The organism is Ancylobacter mangrovi (assembly GCF_024752335.1).
Taxonomy (GTDB): domain Bacteria; phylum Pseudomonadota; class Alphaproteobacteria; order Rhizobiales; family Xanthobacteraceae; genus Ancylobacter; species Ancylobacter mangrovi.
The window spans coordinates 187,752-209,787 of sequence record NZ_JANTHY010000003.1 but is presented as its reverse complement, the minus strand read 5'-3'; the positions used below and the strand labels follow the sequence as shown (position 1 = coordinate 209,787).

The 22,036-nt window shown below is 69.5% G+C and carries 22 protein-coding genes; 8 read left to right on the top strand and 14 right to left on the bottom strand.

Annotated elements, in window-relative coordinates; genetic code table 11:
- Positions 1-2: 2 nt before the first annotated feature.
- Genes NVS83_RS10675 through NVS83_RS10665 form a run of 3 tightly spaced genes read right to left on the bottom strand, consistent with a single transcriptional unit; the run spans position 3 to position 2,962 of the window.
- On the bottom strand, positions 3-842 hold the full coding sequence (locus NVS83_RS10675) for an ABC transporter permease (protein WP_258739290.1): 840 nt from the start codon (positions 840-842) through the stop codon (positions 3-5).
- A 3-nt stretch (positions 843-845) separates the two neighbouring features.
- Positions 846-1,892 carry an ABC transporter ATP-binding protein gene (locus tag NVS83_RS10670; protein WP_258739289.1) on the bottom strand — a complete coding sequence of 349 codons (1,047 nt, stop codon included), beginning with the start codon at positions 1,890-1,892 and terminating at the stop codon, positions 846-848.
- Positions 1,893-1,921: 29 nt separating this feature from the next.
- Positions 1,922-2,962, bottom strand: a complete 1,041-nt coding sequence (locus NVS83_RS10665) for an ABC transporter substrate-binding protein (RefSeq protein WP_258739288.1) — start codon at positions 2,960-2,962, stop codon at positions 1,922-1,924.
- 460 nt (positions 2,963-3,422) lie between these two features.
- Here NVS83_RS10665 and NVS83_RS10660 point away from each other — a divergent pair, with 460 nt between their 5' ends.
- Complete coding sequence (locus NVS83_RS10660) at positions 3,423-4,238, top strand: GntR family transcriptional regulator (RefSeq protein WP_258739287.1); 816 nt, start codon at positions 3,423-3,425, stop codon at positions 4,236-4,238.
- A gap of 45 nt (positions 4,239-4,283) precedes the next feature.
- Here the strand turns inward: NVS83_RS10660 and NVS83_RS10655 are convergent, their stop codons facing one another.
- Positions 4,284-5,342 carry an aminopeptidase gene (locus NVS83_RS10655; protein WP_258739286.1) on the bottom strand — a complete coding sequence of 353 codons (1,059 nt, stop codon included), beginning with the start codon at positions 5,340-5,342 and terminating at the stop codon, positions 4,284-4,286.
- A 184-nt stretch (positions 5,343-5,526) separates the two neighbouring features.
- Positions 5,527-6,738, bottom strand: coding sequence for an MFS transporter (locus tag NVS83_RS10650; RefSeq protein ID WP_258739285.1), 1,212 nt, complete (start codon positions 6,736-6,738; stop codon positions 5,527-5,529).
- 201 nt (positions 6,739-6,939) lie between these two features.
- On the opposite strand from NVS83_RS10650, the gene NVS83_RS10645 reads away from it, so the two are divergent.
- On the top strand, positions 6,940-7,731 hold the full coding sequence (locus tag NVS83_RS10645; RefSeq protein ID WP_258739284.1) for an enoyl-CoA hydratase/isomerase family protein: 792 nt from the start codon (positions 6,940-6,942) through the stop codon (positions 7,729-7,731).
- A 44-nt stretch (positions 7,732-7,775) separates the two neighbouring features.
- On the opposite strand, the gene NVS83_RS10640 is transcribed toward NVS83_RS10645, so the two are convergent.
- The gene (locus NVS83_RS10640) at positions 7,776-8,570 is read right to left on the bottom strand and encodes an enoyl-CoA hydratase/isomerase family protein (RefSeq protein ID WP_258739283.1); all 795 of its coding nucleotides are present in this window, start codon (positions 8,568-8,570) and stop codon (positions 7,776-7,778) included.
- 368 nt (positions 8,571-8,938) lie between these two features.
- Here NVS83_RS10640 and NVS83_RS10635 point away from each other — a divergent pair, with 368 nt between their 5' ends.
- Positions 8,939-10,486 carry a cation:proton antiporter gene (locus NVS83_RS10635; protein ID WP_258739282.1) on the top strand — a complete coding sequence of 516 codons (1,548 nt, stop codon included), beginning with the start codon at positions 8,939-8,941 and terminating at the stop codon, positions 10,484-10,486.
- A gap of 28 nt (positions 10,487-10,514) precedes the next feature.
- Here NVS83_RS10635 and NVS83_RS10630 read toward each other — a convergent pair whose 3' ends face one another.
- Complete coding sequence (locus NVS83_RS10630) at positions 10,515-11,417, bottom strand: LysR family transcriptional regulator (RefSeq protein WP_258739281.1); 903 nt, start codon at positions 11,415-11,417, stop codon at positions 10,515-10,517.
- A gap of 174 nt (positions 11,418-11,591) precedes the next feature.
- On the opposite strand from NVS83_RS10630, the gene NVS83_RS10625 reads away from it, so the two are divergent.
- Positions 11,592-12,473: an NmrA family NAD(P)-binding protein gene (locus NVS83_RS10625; RefSeq protein ID WP_258739280.1), complete on the top strand. Its 882-nt coding sequence runs from the start codon at positions 11,592-11,594 to the stop codon at positions 12,471-12,473.
- 21 nt (positions 12,474-12,494) lie between these two features.
- Positions 12,495-13,319 carry an aldo/keto reductase gene (locus tag NVS83_RS10620; protein ID WP_258739279.1) on the top strand — a complete coding sequence of 275 codons (825 nt, stop codon included), beginning with the start codon at positions 12,495-12,497 and terminating at the stop codon, positions 13,317-13,319.
- Between the two features lie 79 nt (positions 13,320-13,398).
- Here NVS83_RS10620 and NVS83_RS10615 read toward each other — a convergent pair whose 3' ends face one another.
- The gene (locus NVS83_RS10615; RefSeq protein WP_258739278.1) at positions 13,399-13,836 is read right to left on the bottom strand and encodes a universal stress protein; all 438 of its coding nucleotides are present in this window, start codon (positions 13,834-13,836) and stop codon (positions 13,399-13,401) included.
- A gap of 42 nt (positions 13,837-13,878) precedes the next feature.
- Positions 13,879-14,568, bottom strand: coding sequence for a CBS domain-containing protein (locus NVS83_RS10610; RefSeq protein ID WP_258739277.1), 690 nt, complete (start codon positions 14,566-14,568; stop codon positions 13,879-13,881).
- Positions 14,569-14,786: 218 nt separating this feature from the next.
- Here NVS83_RS10610 and NVS83_RS10605 point away from each other — a divergent pair, with 218 nt between their 5' ends.
- From NVS83_RS10605 to NVS83_RS10595, 3 genes are all read left to right on the top strand, one after another.
- Positions 14,787-15,266: a BON domain-containing protein gene (locus tag NVS83_RS10605; protein ID WP_258739276.1), complete on the top strand. Its 480-nt coding sequence runs from the start codon at positions 14,787-14,789 to the stop codon at positions 15,264-15,266.
- 221 nt (positions 15,267-15,487) lie between these two features.
- Positions 15,488-15,997, top strand: coding sequence for an Hsp20/alpha crystallin family protein (locus NVS83_RS10600; protein ID WP_258739275.1), 510 nt, complete (start codon positions 15,488-15,490; stop codon positions 15,995-15,997).
- Between the two features lie 65 nt (positions 15,998-16,062).
- Entirely contained in the window at positions 16,063-16,272 is a 210-nt protein-coding gene (locus tag NVS83_RS10595; RefSeq protein WP_258739274.1) for a BON domain-containing protein, read from the top strand.
- Between the two features lie 52 nt (positions 16,273-16,324).
- Here the strand turns inward: NVS83_RS10595 and NVS83_RS10590 are convergent, their stop codons facing one another.
- The 5 genes from NVS83_RS10590 to NVS83_RS10570 form a co-directional block, all read right to left on the bottom strand.
- Positions 16,325-17,509 carry an AGE family epimerase/isomerase gene (locus NVS83_RS10590; protein WP_258739273.1) on the bottom strand — a complete coding sequence of 395 codons (1,185 nt, stop codon included), beginning with the start codon at positions 17,507-17,509 and terminating at the stop codon, positions 16,325-16,327.
- Positions 17,510-17,574: 65 nt separating this feature from the next.
- On the bottom strand, positions 17,575-19,095 hold the full coding sequence (locus NVS83_RS10585) for a UxaA family hydrolase (RefSeq protein WP_258739272.1): 1,521 nt from the start codon (positions 19,093-19,095) through the stop codon (positions 17,575-17,577).
- Between the two features lie 43 nt (positions 19,096-19,138).
- A complete protein-coding gene (locus tag NVS83_RS10580; RefSeq protein WP_374115051.1) occupies positions 19,139-19,969 on the bottom strand; it encodes an ABC transporter permease in 831 nt (276 codons plus the stop codon).
- An 8-nt stretch (positions 19,970-19,977) separates the two neighbouring features.
- The gene (locus tag NVS83_RS10575) at positions 19,978-20,886 is read right to left on the bottom strand and encodes an ABC transporter permease (protein WP_258739269.1); all 909 of its coding nucleotides are present in this window, start codon (positions 20,884-20,886) and stop codon (positions 19,978-19,980) included.
- Positions 20,879-21,964 (bottom strand): ABC transporter ATP-binding protein, encoded by a 1,086-nt coding sequence (locus tag NVS83_RS10570; protein WP_258739268.1) that lies wholly within the window; start codon positions 21,962-21,964, stop codon positions 20,879-20,881. Before NVS83_RS10570 ends, NVS83_RS10575 begins: the two co-directional genes overlap by 8 nt.
- Positions 21,965-22,036 lie beyond the last annotated feature (72 nt).

Below are 22,036 nucleotides of genomic sequence, written 5' to 3'. Positions count from 1 at the left end.
GATCAGCTCCGCACCGGCTTGCGTTCGAGGATCAGCGTGTAGGCGATGATCAGCACGAAGCAGGTGACAAGCAGCACGACCGCGATGGCGCTGCCGAGGAAGGGGTTAAACACCAGCAGGAACTGGTCGTAGATCAGCATCGAGGAGACGACCGAGCGCCCCCCACTCATGATGCGCGGCGTCACATAGCTGGAGATGGACAGGGTGAAGACGATCAGCGTGCCGGCGACGATGCCGGGCACGCTCAGCGGCAGCGTCACGCGCAGGAAGGTGGAGAAGGCGGAGGCGCCGAGATCGCGCGCTGCCTCGCGCAGCGAGGGGTTGAGGTTCTGCAGCACGCTGGCGATCGCCAGCACCATGAAGGGCAGCATGACGTAGATCATGCCGACGATGATCGCGGTCTGGGTGGAGAGCAGGCGCAGCGGCCGGCCGATGATGCCGAGCATCACCAGCCCGTCATTGATCAGCCCCTCGCGCCCGAGCAGCACCAGCCAGCCGAAGGAGCGCACGATGCTGGAGGTGAAGAGCGGCATGAGGATCAGGATGAAGCACAGCCGCTTCACGAAGGCCCGGCGCTCGACCAGGGTGAGGTAATAGGCGAGCGGGTAGCCGAGCAGCAGCGTGGCGACGCAGGTCACCAGCGCCAGCCACAGCGTGTAGCCCAGCACTTCCCAGTAATAGATGTCGCCGAGCACGGTGGCGTAGTTCTCGAAGGTCAGCTCGCCCGCCTTGTTCGAGAAGCTGTCCGCCAGCACCATGCAAAGCGGCGTGACGAAGAAGACGATCAGGTAGATCAGCGGAATGCCGAGCAGGATCGCCGCCCAGAAGCGAGTGATGCGCATCGCTCAGCTCGTCAGCACGCGGGCGGCGTCGTGCGCCCAGCCGATGCGGATCGCGTCGCCCTCGCTCGGCCCCGCGCCCGCGCCGGTCTGGTGGATGACGATCTCCTGCCCGCTGCCGAGCCGGGCGAAGATGCGCGTCGCATTGCCGACGAACACCCGGTCCATCACGGTGGCGGCGAGTTCGACCCCGCCCTGCGGCGCCGCGCCGACCCGGACTTCCTCCGGCCGCACCAGCAGCGCCGGCTCGGCGGTGCCGGGGGCGACGCGATAGGGAAGATCGATCCCCTCCCCCGCCAGCCTCAGCCTGCCGTCGGCCGCCACCGCGCAGGGAAGGATGTTGGCCTCGCCGATGAAGTCGGCGACGTAGCGGCTTTGCGGGCGTGCATAGATGTCCTCGCCGCTGCCGATCTGGGCGATGGCGCCGTCATGCATGACGACGATGCGGTCGGCCATCACCAGCGCCTCCTCCTGGTCGTGGGTCACGAACAGGAAGGTGATGCCGAGCTTCTGCTGGAGGTGCTTCAGCTCCATCTGCATGCGCTTGCGCAGCTTGAGGTCGAGCGCGCCGAGCGGCTCGTCGAGCAGCAGCACCTTGGGCTTGTTGGCGATGGCGCGGGCGAGCGCGACGCGCTGCTGCTGGCCGCCGGAAAGCTGCTGGGGAAGGCGGTCGGCATAGGCGCTCATGCCGACGGTGGCGAGCGCGCCGTCGACGATGCCGGCGACCTCGCCCGAGGCGACGCCGTTCCGGCGCGGGCCGAAGGCGACGTTGTCGCGCACGCTCAGATGCGGGAACAGCGCGTAGTTCTGGAACACCATGTTCACCGGGCGGCGATTCGGCGGCACGCCGGTCATCGACCGGCCGGCGATGCGGATATCGCCACCATCGGTGTCGACGAAACCGGCGATGGCGCGCAGCAGCGTGGTCTTGCCGCAGCCGGAAGGGCCGAGGAGGGCGACGAACTCGCCCTCCTCGACGTCGAGCGAAACCCCTTTCAGGACCTTCAGCGAGCCGTAGGACTTGGTCATGCCGTCGATGGCGATGAGGGGCATGGTCGGGCCTGCTCCTGAAGCACTCGGGCTCAGCGCCGTCCGAGGACGTCGCGGTTCCACGTGTCGAGGATCTCCTGGCGATGCGCGTTGATGGCGTTCACGTCGGAGAAGCGCAGGTCCTTGATCGAGCCTTCCGGCCCCCAGGGCAGGCGCGAGCGCGCCTTCTCGCTCAGCTTCACGTCCTTCACGGCCGGGCCGTAGAAGTAGTTCTCGGCGATGCAGCCCTGGGATTCGGCGGTCATCGCGTAGTTGAGGAAGTCATAGGCCGCCTTGGACGGCTTGATGAGGTGCAGCCGGGCGTCGGAGGCGAGGCCGCCCTCCTTCGGGATGACGAAGCCGACCTCGAACGGATGCGCATCGGCCAGCGCCCACACCGCGCCGCTGTCCAGCACGCCGATGGTGGCTTCCTTGCGGGCGAGGATGTTGCTGGCATTGCCGCCGGAATCGTAGAAGGCGGCGACGTCGAGCTGCTTCAGCTTGTCGGCGCCGGGCTTGAGGTTGGTCACCCCGCCGCCGAGCAGCTCGGAGACATAGACCAGCATCGCCGGACCGGAGCCGTCGGACATGGACGGCCAGGTCACGTTGCCGGCGAAGTCGGGCTTCCACAGGTCGAACCAGGACGTCGGCGCCTGCTTGATCTCGTCCTTGTTGTAGACGATGCCGACCGAATAATAGCCGTCGCTGAGCCCGGTGATCTTGCCGTCCTTGTTCTTGTAGACGCCCTCCGGGATCATGTTGGCGACGTTCGGCACCTTGGCCGGGTCGATGTCGGCGAACAGCCCGTCCGCCTCGGCGACCTGCGAGACCTCGCCGTCGAGCCAGACGATGTCGAGCGAGGGGTTGTCGCGCTGCTGCTTCAGCTTGGAGACGGTGACGGTCGACACGCCCTGGTCGACGGTCACGCGCACGCCGGTCTTGTCCATGAACGGTTTGATGACGCATTTCTGCAGCGTCTCGCCGTGCTTGCCGCCAAAGGCGGCGACGACGAGCGAATCCTGCGCGAGCACCGGCGTCGCGGCCAGCGAGGCCGCGAGCGTACCGCCCAGGAGCCAGGAATGGCCCAGTTTCATGAAGTTCCTCCCTTGTGCCTTGTTCGTGGTCTTGGCGTTGGCACCGTCATTGAACCGGATCGTTTCCAGAGCGTCAAGTTATGTGTCGACAGATTTGACATTTCGGGCGTTGAGGCCGCCAGACCGGGCGGCGTCTGCCCTCGGCCTCGCTTGGCGGTCAGTTCATGGAAAACATATCGATTTTCATGATTTAGGCAGATGAAATCGCTTGGAAACCGTCTGTCGATACACGATCCGCCCGCCTTCGATGCTCTCGTTTCCACATGTCGTCGCCAAATAATGTCGACAAATATACAAGTAGCCGCATCTCGGACCCGGATCGCCCGAGATCGTCCGGCCCGCCGGCCGATTCTCGCCCACACCCTATTTTGTCGACAGGATTGGCCGCCGGCGGCTACACTGGAGGCCCGAAGCCGGGCCGGGACGCGGCCATGGCGCTGACATGGAAGGCGGCACATCGTTGAACAGGCCCGACTTCGAGCAGGCCGACGCCTGGATCGCGACCGCACCCTCAAGCCAGTCCGAATCCTTTCTCAACGCCGTGCTGGTGATCCGCCGCATCGTCGCCGAGCACCATGACCGGCCATCTCTGGTCTCGCGCGTCGCCTGCGAGGTCGGGGCGGAGATCGTCGAGAACATCCGCCAGAGCGGCGAGGATCTCAGCTCGGTCGAGCTCGCCGAGCGCTACGAGACCAGCCGCACGCCGATCCGCGAGGCGCTGTTATTGCTGGAGAAGGAGGGGCTGGTGCGCATTCCCCAGCGCCGCCGCCCGCACGTCGCCGTGCTCGACATCGCCGAGGCGCGCGAGATCTACCGCGTGCGCGCGGTGCTGTTCGGCGCGGTCGCCTCCGACGCGGCGCGCCTTCGCACCGACGCCGACCTCGAATCCCTGCGCGAGCAGCTCGCGCGGCTGAGCGCGGCGCACGACGCGCACGATTTGTCGGCCTATCTCTGGGCGAATGTCGAGTTCTACAACCGGCTGACCATGGCCGCCTACAACAATACGGCCAAGCGCATCCTGGATTCGCTGCTGCTGCGCACGCTGCGCCTGCGCCGGCTCTCGCTCACCCAGCCCACGCGGCGCGAGCGCTCCATGGCCCACCATGTGCAGCTCCTGGCCGCCATCGAGGAGCAGGACGCGCCGCTCGCCGACGTGCTGATCCGCTCCAACCACCTGCACGCGCTCGCCGCGCTGGAGCAGCTCTATGCCGATGGCGGCGTTCCCCTGCCGATGCGCTCGCGCCGCCGCCGCCGTCAGGCCGCTGCGGCGGCCTAGTCCGGGCCTGGAAAGCGGCCGGGCGCGTGACCCGGCCGCGCCGTCTCACGCGTTGCCTTCGATGGGAACGAGGAAGCGTCCATTGTCGATCCGTTTGACCCCGTCGACATAGAGCGTCGGCTCGAGGATCACGCCGTCCATGTGGATCTTGGACATGATCGAGCCGCCGACATCGACATTGGTGCCGAGGCCGAAATGCATCGTGCCCATGATGTTCTTGTCCTCGCGCTGGATGCCGCGCACCACCGCCTTGGCATTGACGCCGACCGAAGCCTCGGCCGGGCACATATAGGCGTTCTCGTCGCCATAGGTGGCGAGGAAGTCGCGCAGAATGCGCGCGTCCACGCCGCCGTCGATATCGACGATGCGCCCCTTCTCCACGGTGAGCTCGATCGGCGAGCCGAGCAGGCCGAGATGGTGCATGGTGAGGTCGATCACCAGCTTGCCCTCGGCCGTGCCCTCGATGGGGGCGACGTTGAACTCGCCGGTCGGGTACAGATAGTAGTAAAGCTTGCCCGCCGGCCGGTTCTCGTCCTTCTGGAAATTGATGATCTTGTAGGGATCGAAGCTGTCGGACGGCAGCGGTGGGATCCAGATCATGTTCTCGACCGAATAGCTGAAATCGGTGCCGTAGCGCGACGTCACGCGGCAGGTCTTGGCCTCGGCGCCGAACACGTTCTTGCCGACATAGTGCTTGCGCACCGCGATCTGCTTCATGTCGTCGGTGATGGCGCCGGACTGCAGCCATTCGAGCTTCATGCCGCCGTCGAGGCAGATCGAGGGGATGCCCGCCTCCATGGAGCGCAGGCTCGCCGCGCAGTGCAGCATGCCGGTCGACGAGCACAGGACGTTCACGTCCGACTTCATCATCGCTTCGCACACGGCCGCCGGCGGGTCGTAATAGTCGGCCGGGCGGCGGCCGAACAGGCACAGCGTCGCGTCCGCCTCGATGTCGGCGAGGATGGTCATGATGGCCTGCCACACCCGCGGGTCGTGTTCGGTGTCGGACAGCACCAGCACGCGCTGGCCCTTGGTGATGTTGCGCACCAGCGGGCGGCGCAGATGTTCCAGGGTGCCCGTGATCAGGCCGCTCACTCCCGTCATTTTCTCTCTCCTTGTCGGCGAACCGGCACGCTCCGGCCCCGTTGCAATAGTGTCGACATTTTGTGATTGACGGTCAAGAGCACTGCGGCGGCGCGTCACCCATCTGGTGGATTAATGCCACAGAATTAAAGCCGTATCGGCATCTTCGCAGGATTGGTCATTTCCCCGGACGAGGACCGCGCCATTAAATGTCGACTATTTGTCGACGCGGCGCACCCGGCGAGGGCGGCAGCCAGCACAGCGCGGTTCCGCCGACGGCGAGCACGCCGAGCAGCAGGAAGGCCGCCGGGAAGCCGATGAACGCCGCCAGCGCCCCGAACAGCGGCGGACCGAGCACGATGCCGAGATAGGAGAACAGCAGCGCCCCGCTCGCCACGAATCCGGCCTGCGCGGTCGGCACCGCCTGCATCAGGCTGGCGAGGAACACCCCGTTCCAGCCGCTGGTGGTGGCGCCGAGCAGGAACGCCACCAGCGCCACCACCGGGTCCGGGCTTGCCGGGGTGAGCAGCCAGGCCGCGGTGCAGGCGCCCGCCATGCCGAGGCCGATGGCGCCGAGCGTGCCGCGCAGCCGCCCCACCCGGTCGGCGACGAGGCCCCAGCCGATCCGCCCGATCACCGCCGCCGCCTGGCTGATGCCCAGCATCAGGCCGGCGGTCACCAGGTCGCGGCCGAGCTCGCGCATCAGGAACACCACCAGCAGCGAGGACACGACGAGTTGCAGCGCGCCATAGACGGTCGAGGCAAAGGAGATGGCGAGCAGCGAGCGATGGGTCAACATCAGCCGCAGCGGCGCGAAGAAGCCCGCCCGCGCCGGGGCGCGGGGCGCGCGCGGCTCGTGGCGCACCACACCGAGCAGGCTGCCGGCGAGGAGGCCGGACAACGTCACGCCGAGACCGAGCACGAGAAGCGCGGTCTCGAGGTTCGAGCGCACCACCAGCGCCGGGACGATCAGGCCCGCCAGCATGCCGCCGAGCGGCACCGCGGTCTGCCGGACCGACAGGAACAGCGCGATATTGGCGATCGGGTCGGCATTGGCGATCGCCTGCTGGCTCGCCGGGGTCAGCGGGCCGTAGCACAGCCCCATCAGCACCGTCGCCAGCACCACCCAGGCGAAGGAGCCGAGGCCGAAGATCGCCAGCGCCAGCCCGCCGGCGACGATGCAGGCGAAGCTCAGCCGCAACGGCCCGACGCGCGAGATCAGCGAGGCCGTGGAGAGCGCGCCGACGGCGACGAAGAAATAGCTCACCGCCGCATAGAGCCCCGCCGTTTCCGCCGGCAGGCCATAGGTGGCCGTCACCTGCTCGGCCACCACCGGCGGCGTCAGCACCATCATCGACATGACGGTCTGCGGATACATGGTGGCGAACAAGAGCGCCGACGGGCCGTGCCGGGTCATGGAGATTTCCGCGAAGGGAGGCGGGAAGCGCGGCCGGGGCCGCCCGAGGATCGCCCCGGCCGGACGAGAGCGCCATCGGAACACGCCTTATTAAAACGTTTTTCCACTAGCACGCGGCCACGTGCCAATGTCAATATGGCCGAACGAAACGGCGCACCGACGAGCGTCGTGTAACGTTTACCTGAACCGACGGAGGTCCCTGTGGCCGCGACCTATGAGACGCTGCTGGTGCAGCCGCTCGACCACGTCCTCGTGGTGACGCTCAACCGCCCCGCCTCGGGCAATGCGCTCAACCTCGCCATGGTCGAGGAGCTCAACCACTGGCTCTGGGAGCTCTATGTCGATGCTGGCGCGACGCGCTGTGTCGTCCTCACCGGCGCGGGCGAGCGCATCTTTTGCGGCGGCGGCGACATGAAGGAGCGCCAGGACATGGCGCCGGCGGCCCTGCGCCGGCATCGCGCGCTGACCGAGCGGCTGGTCCGCCAGATCGCCGACTGCCCGGTGCCGATCGTCGCCGCCGTGAACGGGGCGGCGGTCGGCGGCGGCTGCGAGATCGTGGCGGCGGTCGATTTCGCCTATGCGAGCGACAGCGCCCGCTTCTCGCTGCCGGAGGTGAAGCGCGGCATCTCGCCGGGCGCCGGGGCGACGCAGAACGTGCCGCGCGCCTGCGGCCTGCGGCGCGCCAAGGAGATGATCCTCACCGGCGAGATGTTCCCGGCCCGGCAGGCCCTCGAATGGGGGCTGGTCAACAAGGTGGTGCCCGGCCCGGAGCTGATGGAGGAGACGCTGGCGGTGGCGCGCACCATCGCCGGCAACGCGCCGCTCGCGGTGCGCCAGGCCAAGAAGGCGCTCGACATCGCCCTGGACACCGATTTCGCCACCGGCTTCCGCTTCGAGCTCGAGGCCCACTACCCCACCGCGCAGTCGCGCGACCGGGTCGAGGCCATCGCCGCCTACGCCGAGAAGCGCGAGCCGGTGTTCCACGGCGAGTAGCGCCCGGCGGCGAAGGCGTGCCGCCGCAACGTGTCGACGCGCCGTCAGTCGGCGTTGAATGCGGGCTTGCGGCGCTCGAGGAAGGCGGAGATCGCCTCCTTGTAGTCGGGCCCGTCGACCAGCTTGGTCGCGCTCATTTCGTGCGCCGCCGCGCGGCCCTCGTCCCAGCCGACCGTATCGATGAGATTGGCGCTCTGCTTGATCGCCCGCACCGCCGCCGAGCTCTTGGCCGCGATGATGCGGGCGATCTCCATCGCCTTGTCCATCACCTGGTCCTCGGGCAGCACGTGGTTGAGGAAGCCCACCTCGCGCAGCTCGGCGGCGCTGAGCCGGCGGCCGGTGAGGATCATCTCGCGGATGAAGCTGACCGGCAGGTTGAGCCGGTTGAAATAGGCCCCCGCGCCGCCGGTGAGGCTGCGGTCGACCTCCGGCATGGCGAAGAAGGCGGTGTCGGCCGAAACGAGGATGTCGCAGAAGCTCGCGAACACCATGCCGCCGCCGAGCGCGGGGCGGGTGATGGCGGCCACCGTCGGGCAGGAGAGCCGGTAGAAGCGGTCGGTGACGCCCTCCACATAGTCGTGCCGCGCCCGGCGGGTCTCGGCGGTGAAGGAGAGGAACTCCTTGAGATCGCCGCCGCCTATCCAGGCCTTGGCGTCCGGCTTGCAGGCCAACACCACCACCCGGATCGCCGGCGTCGCCTCGATATGGTCGATCACCCGGGCGAGATCCTCATAGACCTCCCGCGAGAAGGCGTTCACCGGCGGCCGGTCGACGGTGAGGACGGCGACGCCGTCGCTGGACTCGAGGTGAAAGAACTCGAATGTCGGTTCCTGGGGCATGGACGGCAATTCCTGTCTCCGGCCTTACGGCGGCATGCGGGGCGGCGCCCGCGCCGCCGACGGCGCAACTCTGCTGGCCCCGCACTATGGTTGAACCGACCGTTCGGGTAAACGTTTCATCATGCCCCCCATGCGGAAAATCTTCTTTTCTCGTAGAGGCTCCACGGGATCGACATTTCCCGGCATGGCGCCATCGTTGAAACGAATGCCGATGGGCGACTCGCGATGAGCCCCGGCGCCCGCGCGCCCCTCACGCAGCCCCTCCGGCACACCGGCCCGCGGCCGTGGATGCTTGCACGAGCCGGGCATCTACCGTCTGATTGATGGCGAACGACATCAATCCCGACCACGCATGCAGGGCGCCGGCGATGATCCTCTTCGAGTCGGTCCTTGTGCTCATGCTCGGCGCAGTGCTGCTGTCGGACGGGGCGCGGCGCGCCGGCATTCCCTACCCGGTCGTGCTCGCCATCGCCGGGACCGCGCTGGCGCTGGTGCCGGACATCCCCGCCATCGCGCTCGAGCCGGAGCTGGTGCTGGCGCTGTTCGTGGCGCCGATCCTGCTCGATGCGGCGTACGATTCCTCACCCCGCGACCTGCGCAGCAACTGGCTTTCCGTCGGCAGCCTAGTGGTGATCGCCGTCGGCGTGACGACGCTCGCGGTCGCCGCGGTCGCGCGCTGGCTGGTGCCGGACCTGCCCTGGGGCGCGGCGGTGGCGCTTGGCGCCATCGTCGCCCCGCCCGACGCCGTCGCGGCGACGGCGATCCTGCGCCGCGTGCGCCCGCCGCACCGCCTCGTCGTCATCCTCGAGGGCGAGAGCCTGCTCAACGATGCCTCGGCGCTGCTGATCTACCGGCTCGCCGTCGCCGCGGTGCTCGCCGGCGGCTTCTCGCCCGCCGGCGCGCTGCCGACCTTCGGCCTCGTCATCGTCGGCAGCCTCGCGCTCGGCGTGGCGCTCGCCAGGCTCATCACCCGGCCGCTAGCCTATTTCAACGAGGACGCGCCGAGCTCCATCATCCTGCAATTCATCAGCACCTTCGGCGTGTGGATCCTCGCCGAGCGGCTGCACCTGTCCGCCGTCATCACCATCGTCGTCTACGCCATGGTGCTGGCGCGCACGAGCGGACTGCGCATGAGCGCGCGCCTGCGCGTGCCCTCCTACGCGGTGTGGGAGACCACCGTCTTCGTGCTGCAGACCATGGCCTTCGTGCTGATCGGACTGCAGTTGCGCCCGATCCTCGCGCAGCTCGGCCCCTGGCAGAGCACCACCTATGCCGGCGTCGCGCTGGTGGTGCTGCTCACGGTCATTCTGGTGCGGCTGGTCTGGGTGGTGAGCTATCAGGTGATCACGCGATGGGCCGGCCGCCTCGCCGGTCGCCTGCGCGCGGGACGGACGCCCGACACGCTGAGCGGCAGCGACAGCCTCATCATCGGATGGTGCGGCATGCGCGGCATCGTCACGCTGGCGACCGCCTATGCCCTGCCGGACGGCTTTCCCTATCGCGAACTCATCGTGATGTGCGCCTTCGTGGTGGTGGTCGGCACCCTGCTGGTGCAGGGCCTGACCCTGCCGCTGCTGCTGCGGCGCCTGCCGCTGGGCGACGACCACTCGGTCGAGCAGGAGTTCCGCACGGCCCGCAAGCTGGCGCTCAAGGCCGCCATCTCGGCCATCGGCGACGACACCTCCGACACCGCCGAGGCGGTGCGCCGCGAATATGGCGACATGGCCCGGCAGACGCGGGACCGCCAGGAGTTCGACACGTCGGAGAACCGGCTGCGCCGCCAGGCCCTCGCCGCCGCGCGCGACACCGCACTCGAGCTGCGGCGCAACGGCACCATCGGCGACGACGCCTTCCACCGGATCGAGGAGGAGCTCGACTGGCTCGAACTCGGCGCCGCCCCGCGAACGCTCGAGTAGGTTCTTCGCGTCCCGAATGCGCCCGGGTTCAGCCGCGCGCGGCGATCTCCTGGATGAAGTCGAGAAAGGCCCTCACCTTCGCCGGCGGCAGATGACGCGAGGGGTGGTAGGCGTAGAGTGGGTAGAGCTCTTCCGACCAATCGGGCAGGATCTGCACCAGCTCCCCGCGCGCCAGCAACGGCGCCAGCCCGAGCGCGAGGCTCTGGAAGATGCCCTGCCCCGCGACGCAGGCCGACACCGCGACGGAAGGGTCGTCCAGCACCAGCCGGCTCGACACCTTCACCTCGACCGCCTTCCCCCCGCGATGGAACTCCCAGGCGAAGGGCAGCCCGGTCTGCGGATCGCGGAACAGCAGCGCCTCGTGATGGACGAGGTCGTGCGGCGAGCGCGGCTCGCCATGCCGCTCGAGATAGGCCGGCGCGGCGACCGTCAGCACCGGCGTATCGAGCAGCTTGCGGGCGATCAGCGATGAGGCGTCCGGCGGGCCGAAGCGAACAGCCACATCCACGCCGGCCATCATTTCCTCGCGATAATTGCTGGTGGAGACATCCACCGACAACGCCGGATAGCGGGCGAGGAAGCGTTGCAGCTCCGGCGCGAGCACCGTGCGGGCGAACCAAGGGTCGACCGAGACGCGCAGCCGCCCGCGCACCAGCGCAGCGGCGCCGGCGGCCTCGGCGGCGGCCTCCTCCAGCCCGGCCAGCAGCGGCATCACCTGCGCGTGGAAGCGCCGACCCTCCTCGGTGAGGCTGACCTCGCGCGGGTTGCGGTCGAACAGCCGCACCCCGACGCGGGCCTCGAGCCGGGCGACCGCGCGGCTCACGCCCGACGGCGTCAGCCCCAGCATCTCGGCCGCGCGCGCGAAATTGCCGGCCTCACTCACGGCGGCCAGCACGCCGACGCCGGCGAGAAGCCGCGTATCGAACGACATCGGGTCCCGTGTCCTCGCTGAAGGTGATTTTGAGTCACGATAGCAGTGATTTTAATGCGCGTGAATCACGCCATCGCCAAGCCTACAAAGGCCCATCGCTGAGGCGCCGGCGAGCGCGGGCTCTATCACGGCCTCGCCTGAGCCCGCCCCCGAACCATCGTCTGGAGAACCCTCATGTACGCCATCACCGGAATCACCGGCCAGGTCGGCGGTGCGCTCGCGCGCACGCTCCTCGCCGAAGGGCTGCCCGTCCGCGCCGTCCTGCGCGACGCGGCCAAGGCCGGGCCGTGGGAGGCGAAGGGCTGCGCCATCGCCCTCGCCGACATGGACGACGCGGCAAGCCTCGCCGCTGCGTTCGCGGGCGCCGAGGCGGTCTTCGTCCTGCCGCCGTCCGAGTTCGATCCCGAACCCGGCTTCCCCGAAGCACGGCGCGTCGTCGACGCCATCGCCGCCGCCCTGATGCAGGCCCGCCCCGCCCGCGTGGTGTGCCTCTCCACCATTGGCGCCGACGCGCCGCACGAGAACCTCCTGACCCAGCGCACCCTGCTGGAGGAAGCGCTCGGCGGGCTCGGCCTTCCGGTCACCTTCCTGCGGCCCGGCTGGTTCATGGAGAACGCGCTCTGGGACGTTCCGGCCGCGCGCGAGGAGGGCGTGCTGTGCAGCTTCCTGCAGCCGGCCGACCGGAAATTCCCGATGGTGGCGACGCAGGATGTCGGCCGCACCGCCGCCGCGCTGCTTCGCGAGACATGGAGCGGCACGCGCATCGTCGAGCTCGAAGGCCCGGCGCGCGTCTCGCCGGACGACCTTGCCCGTGCCTTCGCCGATGCAATCGGCCGCCCCGTACGGGTCGAGCCGGTGCCGCGCGGGAGCTGGGAAGCGATCTTCCGTTCGCAGGGCGCGCGCAACCCGCTGCCGCGCATCCGCATGCTCGACGGCTTCAACGAGGGCTGGATCGAGTTCCACGACCACGGCGCCTCGGCCCTGAAGGGCACGACCACGCTCGAAACCGTCATCGCCGGTCTCGTCGAGGCCGACAGGGCGCGGACGGCCGGCTGAGAACCGCGAAAGGCAATCGTCATGGAGACCATCGGCACCCAGGGCGTCGCGATACCCCGCCTCGGCTTCGGCACCTTCCGCATGCCGGGCGCCGATGCCCGCCCGGCGGTCGAGAGCGCGATCGCGCTCGGCTACCGGCACATCGACACCGCCGCCATGTACGAGAACGAGGCCGCGGTCGGCGCCGCCATCGCCGCGTCCGGCATCGCGCGGGAGGCGTTCTTCGTCACCACCAAGGTCTGGCACGACCAGCTCGCGCCGGACGCGCTCGCAAGGGCGTTCGACGCGAGCCTGCGCCGGCTCGGGCTCGACCATGTCGATCTCTACATGATCCACTGGCCCGCGCGCGGCATGGACATGGCGGCGACACTGGAAGCGATGACGGCGCTACGCGAGAAGGGCCTGACCCGGGCCATCGGCGTGTGCAACTTCAACCTGCCGATGATGCGCCGGGCGGTCGAGGAGATCGGCGCCCCCATCGCCAGCCTTCAGGTCGAGTACCACCCGTTCCTGTCGCAGGCGCCGATGCTGGCCTATCTGCGCGGGAAGGGCATTCCGCTCACGGCCTGCGCCCCGCTCGTCCAGGGGCGTGCGGCGGACGACCCGACACTCGCCGCGCTCGGCCGCCGCCACGGCGCCAGCGCCGCCCAGATGGCGATCGCCTGGCTGCTGGACCAGCCCGGCGTCGCGGTGATCCCGAAGGCCGCGCGACCCGAAAGCCAGCAGGCCAATCTGGACGCGCTCGGCATCCGGCTCGACGAGCGCGATCGCGCCGCCATCGCCGCCCTGCCGAAGGGCCAGCGCTTCGTCCGCCCGCCCTTCGCGCCGGAATGGGACGCCGCCTAGCCCCGGCGCGGGGCCGGAGGGCACCGCCTGAAGGTGCGCCTCAGGTCCCGCCCGGGTCTGCCGGGGCGCGGGCGTCCCCTCACCTGTAGACCAGCACCGGGATGCTGGAATGGGTGAGCACCTTCAGCGTCACGCTGCCGAGCATCAGCGCGGCGATGCCGCGCCGGCCGTGCGAGGCCATGGCGATGAGGTCGCACCCGCGCTGCGTCGCCGTGTCGATGATGCCGAGATAGGGATCGTCGCTCTCGAGCTGCACCACCTCGCATGGCACGCCGAACCGCTCCGCCTCGCGCGCCGCCGCCGCGAGGCAATGGTCCGCCTGCGCACGCGAGAGGCGCTCATACTCCTCGCGGGTCGCCTCGATCTGCTCGGGCGACATGGTGAACAGGTGGAACGGCTCCACCACCATCAGCGCCGTCACCTTCGCGCCGGCGTCGCGCGCGAAGGCCATGCTCGTCTCCATCGCCGTCATGGAGAGCGGGGAACCGTCCACCGGGATGAGGATGTGTCTGTACATGCTCGGACCCTCGCTCGGGCCGCAGGCAGGCGGGGCGCGGTGTCACGCCCAACCGCCCGGCGGCTCCTTGATCAGGTGATCCTGCACCGCCCGCACGCCGGGAGTGGTCTCGGCGACGACGCGCAGCGCGTGGCGCTCGGCATCGGCATTGGCGATGCCCCACAGGCCGACCACCCCGTCGTCGACGGTGATGTTGAGCCGCCAGGTATGAGCCCATGGCTGCTCGCGCAGCCGCTCCATGACCCGGCTGCGGATCGCGCTGTCGGTGACCGGGATGTCGAGATTCGCCGCCCGCGGCGTGGCCACGGCCTGGATGAGGTTGGAGCGGCTCACGATGCCGACCAGCCGGCCGTCCTCGACGATCGGCACCCGCTTGATGTCGTGCCCCTCGAACAGCGAGGCGATCTCGTGCAGCGGGGCGTCGGGCGTGGCGGTGACGACCGAGCGGCGCATCACGTCGGAGGCGGTGCGGCCGTGCGACTTCACATATTCGAGCTCCAGCGTCGAGTCGTCGAGCATCGCCTCGAGCCACCACGAGCGCCGGCGCGCCGTGCCCGCCTCGATCCGGCGGATCAGATCACCCTCGCTGACGATGCCGATCAGCGCGCCGGCATCGTCGACCACCGGCACCCCGCCGATGCGGTGTTCCAGAAGCGTCCTCGCCACCTGCGCCACGGTGTCGGTTGGCTTCGCCGTTATCACCGGCGCCGTCATTACGTCACGAGCCTTCATTGTCACCTCCCATCTATGATTGACGTTACGTTCTCACGGCCGGCGGCGCGGTCCCTTGATGTCGATCAACGGCCCTTGCGGGCCCCGGAAGGCCCGGGCGCGCCATGCGGCCGCACGGTCGATGCATCTCACGGTTGATGCATCTCAAGAGTCCCGCCCGCCCGCGGCGTTACGCTCATCAGGTCGCCGCCATGACCGTGGAACCGTGGAGCGGAAAGATGAGCGAGAGGATGCTTCAGGAGCGGGCCGCCGATGCGCTTCGGCGCGACGGCCGGATCGACGCCAGCCGTATCAGCGTCGCCGCCAAGGGCGGTGTCGTCACGCTGAGCGGGCGCGTGGGGAGCTATGCCGAGAAGGCGATCGCCGCGCGCATCGTCACGGCGCTTCCCGGGGTCCGGCATGTCGAGGAGGATCTGGGCATTGCCTGCCGCCACCCCTCGCGCTCGGTCGACCACGAGATCGCCCTCCGCGCCAGGGTGCGGCTCCTGCGCTCGCCCACCTTTCCCGGCGGCATCGAGGTCACGGTGCGGCACGGAAGGGTGACGCTGAAGGGCTGCGTCGCCAACTGGCACCAGGCCGCCCTCGCCGAGGCGGCGGTCGAGGACATTCGCGGCGTCACCGGCGTCGATAATCTGCTGACCATCGGCTCGGCGCCCGCAAACGGCCCGCAGCCCCGCCCCGCCTCGCGCATGCACTGACGGGCCTGCCGGCGCCGCAGGCGACACCCCCGCCATCGCCTTCATGCGCCGGTGCGGCAGCCCGAAGCCGGCGGCCCGAACACACGATTTTGTGGTCCGGCGGCTGCCGCCGCTTGCTGCATGTCAATGCGGGCACGGACGACTGGGTATCTGCTCACCACCGAAGGAGCCCGCGTGCGGGCGTCCTCCCATTTCATCATCGGTGCATCAGGGAGAGTGTCATGGCAGTGCCCACCAAGCTTCCCGCCAAACCGCCATCCGGTCCCGCCTCGCCCCCGGAGGCGTGGACGCCGTTCGACCCGCTTCGCCGGGAGATGGAACAGCTGTTCGACCGTTTCGGCCTGCCATCCTGGCCGCTGGCGCGCTCCGTGTTCCAGGACGACGTGTTCCGCGGCCGCAGCCTCGCGCCGGCGGTCGACGTCGCCGAGAAGGACAAGGAATTCGAGATCACCGCCGAATTGCCCGGCCTCGACGAGAAGGATGTCGAGGTCAAGCTGTCGAACGGCACCCTGACCATCCGCGGCGAGAAGAAGGACGAGAAGGAGCAGCGCGAGAAGGGCTACCACCTCTCCGAGCGGCGCTACGGCTCGTTCCTGCGCTCGTTCCGCGTGCCGGAGGGGATCGACCCCGGCAAGATCGAGGCCCGCTTCGCCAAGGGCGTGCTGACGATCAGGCTGCCCAAGACCGCCGCGGCCCCGGCCGAGACGACGATACCGATACGCGCCGCCTGACGGCGTCCTTGCGGGTCCGGGTCGGCAGGGCCGGCTCGGCTCCGCCGGCAGATGAGGAGGAGCCCATGGAAAACGCCAACCTGACCCAGCGCCTTGCCGAGGCGATCGGCCGCCAGTCCGATGACATCGCCGTCGACGTGTCGCTCGACAAGCGGATCATCACGCTGAAGGGCAAGGTGACCTCGCGCGGCGAGCAGATCCGGATCGAGGATGCGGTCGGCCGGCTCGCTCCCGACTTCACCATCATCGACAAGGTGAAGGTCGAGCCTCACTAGCGCGGCCCCGGGGGCGAAAACGCGCGACACCTCGCGGGCGCGACGCCTGCCGTCAGCCGCCGGGCAGCGCCCGGAGATAGGCGATGAGGTGCGGGACGATATGGTAGAGCACCCGCGCCGGCACGGTGTCGCCCACCGGCTGCCCGTCCACGTCGGTCTCGTTGATCCACAGCCCCGTCCGCGTGTCGAGCGCATGCTCGAACAGGGCGTCGAGCGCCGTCTCGGCGAGCGCGCCGTGGTCGATGTCCCGCCCGATCGCCTGCGCCTCGAGCGAGGCGCGCAGCAATTCGCCCGTCGGCCAGAGCGGCCGGCCGAGCGCCAGCGGACGGCCCGCGCCGTCGAGGCGGTTCGGCACTGGCCGCGCCAGCCGCCCCGCGCCGACGCCCGTGGCCTTCAGGCCCGCACGGTAGAACGCGTCGCCGATCTCCGCCGCCCGCGCCGGCCCGCCCGTCGCCGCATGGCGATGGAGCAGCCACGCCCATTCGAAATGGTGGCCGGCCTCCCTCTCGCGCTGCCGCGTATCCGCGAGCGGGCGCCAGTCCGGCTCGTACCATTCGTCGATGCCCGGAACGGTGCCGTCTTCCGGCGCCGTCAGGCGGCCGACAAGGTCGAGCACGCGTTCCGCCCTCAGGTCCCATCCGCCCGCCGGGTCGAGCCCGGCGAGCTGAAGGAAGGCCTCGAACAGGTGCATCTGCGGAAACTGCCGGCGCGGGCCTTCCCCGCCCGCCGGCTCGCTATAGCCGCCCCGGGGATCGGAAAGCTCGCCGTCGAGGCGCGCCCCGATCTCGCCGGCAATGGCGATGAGGCGGGTCTCCCCGCTCATGGCCACGTAGCTGCCAAGGGCGAGCAGCACGAAGGCGAGATCGTAGAGGTCGGCCTCGGCATCGGCGCCGCCGCCATCCGCATTCACCGTATGGGCGAAGCGGCCGGGTGCGAGACGGCAGGCGTCGAGGAGGAAGCCGAGCCCGTGCTCGGCCGCCTTCCGCGTCGCCGGCGCGCCGTCGAAACCGTGCGCGAGGCAGAACGTATGGACGAGCCGGCCCGTCAGCATCGTGCCGCGCATGTCCCCCGGGACGGGCGTGCCGTCCTTCAGGAACACCTCCTCGACATAGCCGGGCCGTCCCGGCATCACGGTCCGCTCGATCCAGCGCGGCAGGAAGAGCTCCGTCAGCCAGGCGGAGAGCCGCGCAGGGCGGGCGCGCGCCGGGGCGCCGAAATGCGCGGAATGCTGGTTCATCGGGACATCACTGAAACGGCGGGAGGCGGCGAGGACGGAGGCGAGAAAGCGAAGCCGGCTGGCGGCTACATGACCGCGCCGATCTGCCATGGCACGAACTCGTTGTCGCCATAGCCGAGCTGCTCGGACCGGGTAGGCTCGCCCGAGGCGACGCGCAACAGCGTGTCGAAGATTTCCCGTCCCTTGCGTTCCAGCGACACGCCCTCCAGCATCTCGCCGCAGTCGATATCCATGTCGTCGCGCATGCGGGAGTACATCTCGCTGTTGGTGGCCAGCTTGAGCGAGGGGGCGGGCTTGCAGCCGAAGGCCGAGCCCCGCCCGGTGGTGAAGCAGATCAGGTTTGCCCCGCCCGCCACCTGCCCGGTCGCCGAGACCGGATCGAAGCCCGGCGTGTCCATGAAGACGAGCCCGTGCGCGCGCACCGGTTCGGCATATTCATAGACCGCCTCAAGCGGCGCGTGGCCGCCCTTGGCCACCGCGCCGAGCGACTTTTCGAGGATGGTGGTGATGCCGCCGGCCTTGTTGCCGGGCGAGGGATTGTTGTTCATCTCCGCGCCGTTGCGGGCGGTGTAGGCCTCCCACCAGCGCAGCCGCTCCATCAGCCGCTCGCAGACCTCCGGGCGCGCCGCGCGGCGGATCAGCAGGTGCTCGGCGCCGTAGATCTCCGGCGTCTCGGAAAGGATCGAGGTGCCGCCCTCGCTCACCAGCAGGTCCGAGGCGAAGCCGAGCGCCGGGTTGGCGGTGAGCCCCGAATAGCCGTCCGAGCCGCCGCACTGGAGGCCGAGCACCACCTCGCCCGCCGGCCGCGCCTGCCGCCGCGCCGCGCCCGCATGGGGCAGCATCTCGCGCACCGCGCCGACGATCTGCGCCACCGCATGGCGCGTGCCGCCGGCCTCCTGGATCGACAGGCTGCGGAAGCCGTCGCTCTCCTCGATCCCGCATTCGCGCTTCATCCGCGCGATCTGGAACACCTCGCAGCCCAGCCCCACCATGACGACGGCGCCGAAATTGGGATGGCAGGCATAGCCCCACTGGGTGCGCAGCAGCACGTCGTAGCCTTCGCCGCGGTCGGCGAGCCCGCAGCCGGTGCCGTGCACGATCGGCACCACGCCGTCGATCGAGGGATAATCGGCGAGCAGGCCCGAGCGCTCGATCTCCTGCGCGGCGAAGCGCGCGACCGAGGCCGAGCAGTTCACCGAGGCGATGATGCCGATATAGTTGCGCGTGCCGGTCCGCCCGTCGCTGCGGCGGAACCCCTGGAAGGTCGCCGGTGCCGCCGCGGCCGGGCATCCGGCCGCAGCACCGGCAGCCTCGCCCCGCGCCGCGCCGGGCCGCACCACCGCCTCGACATTGTGGACATGCACCCAGTCCCCGGGCGCGATGTCGGTGCTGGCGGTGCCGATCGGCTGGCCGAACTTGACCAGCGGCTCGCCCGCCGCGATGGGGCGCGCCGCCATCTTGTGGCCGCGCGGAATCCGCGCGCGGGCGGTGAGGCCGTCCGCCTGCATGCCGGGCTCGAGCGGATCGAGGGCGATGACGACATTGTCCCTCGCGTCGAGCCTCAGCATCCTCGGTGTGGCACTCATCGCCGACACGTCCTGTCTCTTGGCACGCTCGTATTGCCGAACCTCACGCCGGCGACTTCTTCACCCGCGCGACGATCTGGGTCGGGTTGACGAAGCGCAGCGCGATGATGAGCCAGATCAGCGTGCTCATCATGTAGATCACCGCCATGGCGTCGATCGACTGGCCCGCGCGCACGCCGGCGGCGAACACCGAATAGTAGAGCGCGACCACCAGCGTCTGGCTCGACGGGCCGGCGGTGAGGAAGGTCAGCTCGAACATCGACACCGTGCGCACCATCGCCAGCAGCGACGCGGCGAGGAGGCCGGGCAGCAGCAGCGGCACCAGCACGTGGAAGAACAGCCGGCCCGTGCCGGCGCCGAACACCCGCGCCGCCGCCTCCACCTTCGGGTCGATCTGCTCGATGAACGGGATCATCAGGATCACCGTGAACGGCAATGTCGGCACGAGGTTGGCGATGATGACGCCCCACATCGTGCCGGCGAGCCCGACCTTGTAGAGCACGGTCGCCAGCGGTACGCCGAAGGTGATCGGCGGCACCAGCAGCGGCAGCAGGAACAGCACCATCACCAGCGGCTTGCCGGGAAAGTCGCGCCGCGCCAGCGCATAGGCCGCCGGCACGCCGAACAGTGCCGACAGTACCACCACCGCGCCGGCGATCTGGAAGGTGACGGTGAGCACGTCGCCGAGCTGGAACTCCTTCCACGCCGCCGCGTACCAGCGGAAGGTGAAGGCGGCGGGCAGCCACGAATTGAGCCAGCGCGTGCCGAAGGAGTTGACGACGACGGTGGCGATCATGGCGACGACGTTCACCACGAACAGGATGACGAAGGCCCAGACCGCCGTCTTCCAGAGCTTCTCGAGGACGTTGTCCATGTTCATGTTCAGCCCTTTCCGCCGCCGGCCGGGCCCTTGTAGAACAGGCCGCGCAGCCCGAGCACGAGGCCGACGAAGCCAAACTGCACCAGCGCCATGATCATCGCGATCGCCGAGGCGTAGGAGTAGTCGTACTGCTCGAACGCCGCCTGCGCCGCCGCGAAGGAGATGACCCGCGTCTCGCCGGCCGGCGCGCCCAGCATCACCGCCGAGGGAAACACCGAGAACGCGTCGACGAAGGCGAGGCAGAAGGTGACGGCGAGGCCGGGCACGATCAGCGGGAAGACGATATGCGCGAAGCGGTGCCGCGCCCGCGCGCCGAGCGTCGCCGCCGCCTGCTCAAGCGCCGGGTCGATGCCGGAGATCATCGACAGGGTGAGCAGGAAGGTGAAGGGAAAGCCGGTGATCACCAGCGAGATGAACACGCCCCAGTAATTGTGGACGAGGCGGATGGGCCGGTCGATCAGGCCGAACAGCATCAGCGTGCGGTTCAGCCAGCCCTGCGGGCCGAGATAGTTCAGCAGCCCCTCGGCGACCAGCACCGTGCCGAGCGTGATCGGCAGCACCAGGATCGTGGTCAGCAGCCGCTGGCGCGTCATGTGCCGCACCTGCATGGCGATCGGCACCGAGAGCGCGATGTTGAGCACCGTCACCGGCAGGGCGAGGCGCACCGTCAGCCAGATCGTGCCGTACATGTACGGGTCGGAGAAGAAGCGCGTGTAGTTGCCGAGCCACCCGCCCTCCTTCGGCATGAAGGACAGCACCAGCCCGTAGAGAAACGGGTAGACGAACAGCAGCACGATGAAGAGCGCCGCCGGCAGCAACAGCAGCGTGACGCCGTCGAGGCCGCGGTCGGCGAGGCTCGGCCGCCGGCGGGCGGAGGGGGCGGTCGTGGAGGAGGCGGCGGCGTCAGCCATTCGCGCCTCCCCTCTCATAGACGAGCACGCGTTCGGCCGGCGCGCCGAGGCGGACCGCCTCGCCGGGGGCGAGCGGCTGGTCGGCGCGGAAGAACAGCTCCTGCCCGCCCAGCCCGGTCGCCGTGCCGAAATAGGATTCGCCGCGATACTCGATGCCGCTGACCACCGCCTCGATCGGCCCGTCCGGCGCCGGGACGAGGTCGGCCGGGCGGATCGCGACCGTGACGCCGGTTCCCGCCGCCGCGTCGCCGATGTCGATCGGCCGCCCGTGGATCGGGCCGGCGAAGCCGCAATCGACCGCGACCCCCGCCCCCTCGCGCGCCACCAGCCGGCCCGCCAGCGCGTTGCGGAAGCCCATGAACTCGGCGACGTCGGCATGGAGCGGGCGGCGATAGAGCTCCTGCGGCGTGCCGACCTGGCGCACCGCGCCGTCGCGCAGCACCACGATGCGGTCGGCAAGCGAAAGCGCCTCGTCCTGGTCGTGCGTGACGTAGATCGTCGCCGAGCCCAGCAGCCGGTGGATGCGGCGGATCTCCGCGCGCATCTCCAGCCGCAGCTTGGCGTCGAGATTGGAGAGCGGCTCGTCCATCAGCACCAGCGGCGGCTCCACCGCGATGGCGCGGGCGATGGCGACGCGCTGCTGCTGACCGCCGGAGAGCTGGCCGGGCAGCTTGCCCGCCTGCGAGGCGAGCCGCACCACCTCGAGCGCCTCGTCGACCCGCCGCTGCACCTCGGCCCGAGGAACGGCGTGCATCTGCAGGCCGAAGCCGACATTGCGGCGCACATCCATGTGCGGGAACAGCGCGTAGTTCTGGAACACCATGCCGAAGCCGCGCTCCTCGGGCTTCAGCGTATCGATGCGCCGGTCGTCGAGCCAGATCGCCCCGCCGCTGAGCGACAGCAGGCCGGCGAGACAGTTGAGCGCCGTCGACTTGCCGCAGCCCGAGGGCCCGAGCAGGGCGATGAACTCGCCGCGCTGCACGGTGAGGCTGATTTCCTTCAGCGCATTGTGGGAGCCGAAGTTCCGGCTCATCCGGTCGAGCCGCAGCTCGCGAAAGCCGGTGGACGCGATCGCCATCGCTTTCAATCCCGTTTCTTGTCGTGGAAAGGCATCGGGCGGCAGCGGACAGGGCGGACGGCACGAAGCCGC

Bases quoted from the DNA above. Each gene is read 5' to 3' on its own strand.
- NVS83_RS10610 (WP_258739277.1), bottom strand. From the start codon at position 14,568: ATGAAGGCTCGTGACGTAATGACGGCGCCGGTGATAACGGCGAAGCCA.
- NVS83_RS10670 (WP_258739289.1), bottom strand. From the start codon at position 1,892: ATGCCCCTCATCGCCATCGACGGCATGACCAAGTCCTACGGCTCGCTG.
- NVS83_RS10630 (WP_258739281.1), bottom strand. From the start codon at position 11,417: ATGTCGTTCGATACGCGGCTTCTCGCCGGCGTCGGCGTGCTGGCCGCC.
- NVS83_RS10605 (WP_258739276.1), top strand. From the start codon at position 14,787: ATGAGCGAGAGGATGCTTCAGGAGCGGGCCGCCGATGCGCTTCGGCGC.
- NVS83_RS10600 (WP_258739275.1), top strand. From the start codon at position 15,488: ATGGCAGTGCCCACCAAGCTTCCCGCCAAACCGCCATCCGGTCCCGCC.
- NVS83_RS10620 (WP_258739279.1), top strand. From the start codon at position 12,495: ATGGAGACCATCGGCACCCAGGGCGTCGCGATACCCCGCCTCGGCTTC.
- NVS83_RS10570 (WP_258739268.1), bottom strand. From the start codon at position 21,964: ATGGCGATCGCGTCCACCGGCTTTCGCGAGCTGCGGCTCGACCGGATG.
- NVS83_RS10615 (WP_258739278.1), bottom strand. From the start codon at position 13,836: ATGTACAGACACATCCTCATCCCGGTGGACGGTTCCCCGCTCTCCATG.
- NVS83_RS10650 (WP_258739285.1), bottom strand. From the start codon at position 6,738: ATGACCCGGCACGGCCCGTCGGCGCTCTTGTTCGCCACCATGTATCCG.
- NVS83_RS10590 (WP_258739273.1), bottom strand. From the start codon at position 17,509: ATGAACCAGCATTCCGCGCATTTCGGCGCCCCGGCGCGCGCCCGCCCT.
- NVS83_RS10580 (WP_374115051.1), bottom strand. From the start codon at position 19,969: ATGGACAACGTCCTCGAGAAGCTCTGGAAGACGGCGGTCTGGGCCTTC.
- NVS83_RS10640 (WP_258739283.1), bottom strand. From the start codon at position 8,570: ATGCCCCAGGAACCGACATTCGAGTTCTTTCACCTCGAGTCCAGCGAC.
- NVS83_RS10635 (WP_258739282.1), top strand. From the start codon at position 8,939: ATGATCCTCTTCGAGTCGGTCCTTGTGCTCATGCTCGGCGCAGTGCTG.
- NVS83_RS10575 (WP_258739269.1), bottom strand. From the start codon at position 20,886: ATGGCTGACGCCGCCGCCTCCTCCACGACCGCCCCCTCCGCCCGCCGG.
- NVS83_RS10625 (WP_258739280.1), top strand. From the start codon at position 11,592: ATGTACGCCATCACCGGAATCACCGGCCAGGTCGGCGGTGCGCTCGCG.
- NVS83_RS10665 (WP_258739288.1), bottom strand. From the start codon at position 2,962: ATGAAACTGGGCCATTCCTGGCTCCTGGGCGGTACGCTCGCGGCCTCG.
- NVS83_RS10655 (WP_258739286.1), bottom strand. From the start codon at position 5,342: ATGACGGGAGTGAGCGGCCTGATCACGGGCACCCTGGAACATCTGCGC.
- NVS83_RS10595 (WP_258739274.1), top strand. From the start codon at position 16,063: ATGGAAAACGCCAACCTGACCCAGCGCCTTGCCGAGGCGATCGGCCGC.
- NVS83_RS10585 (WP_258739272.1), bottom strand. From the start codon at position 19,095: ATGAGTGCCACACCGAGGATGCTGAGGCTCGACGCGAGGGACAATGTC.
- NVS83_RS10675 (WP_258739290.1), bottom strand. From the start codon at position 842: ATGCGCATCACTCGCTTCTGGGCGGCGATCCTGCTCGGCATTCCGCTG.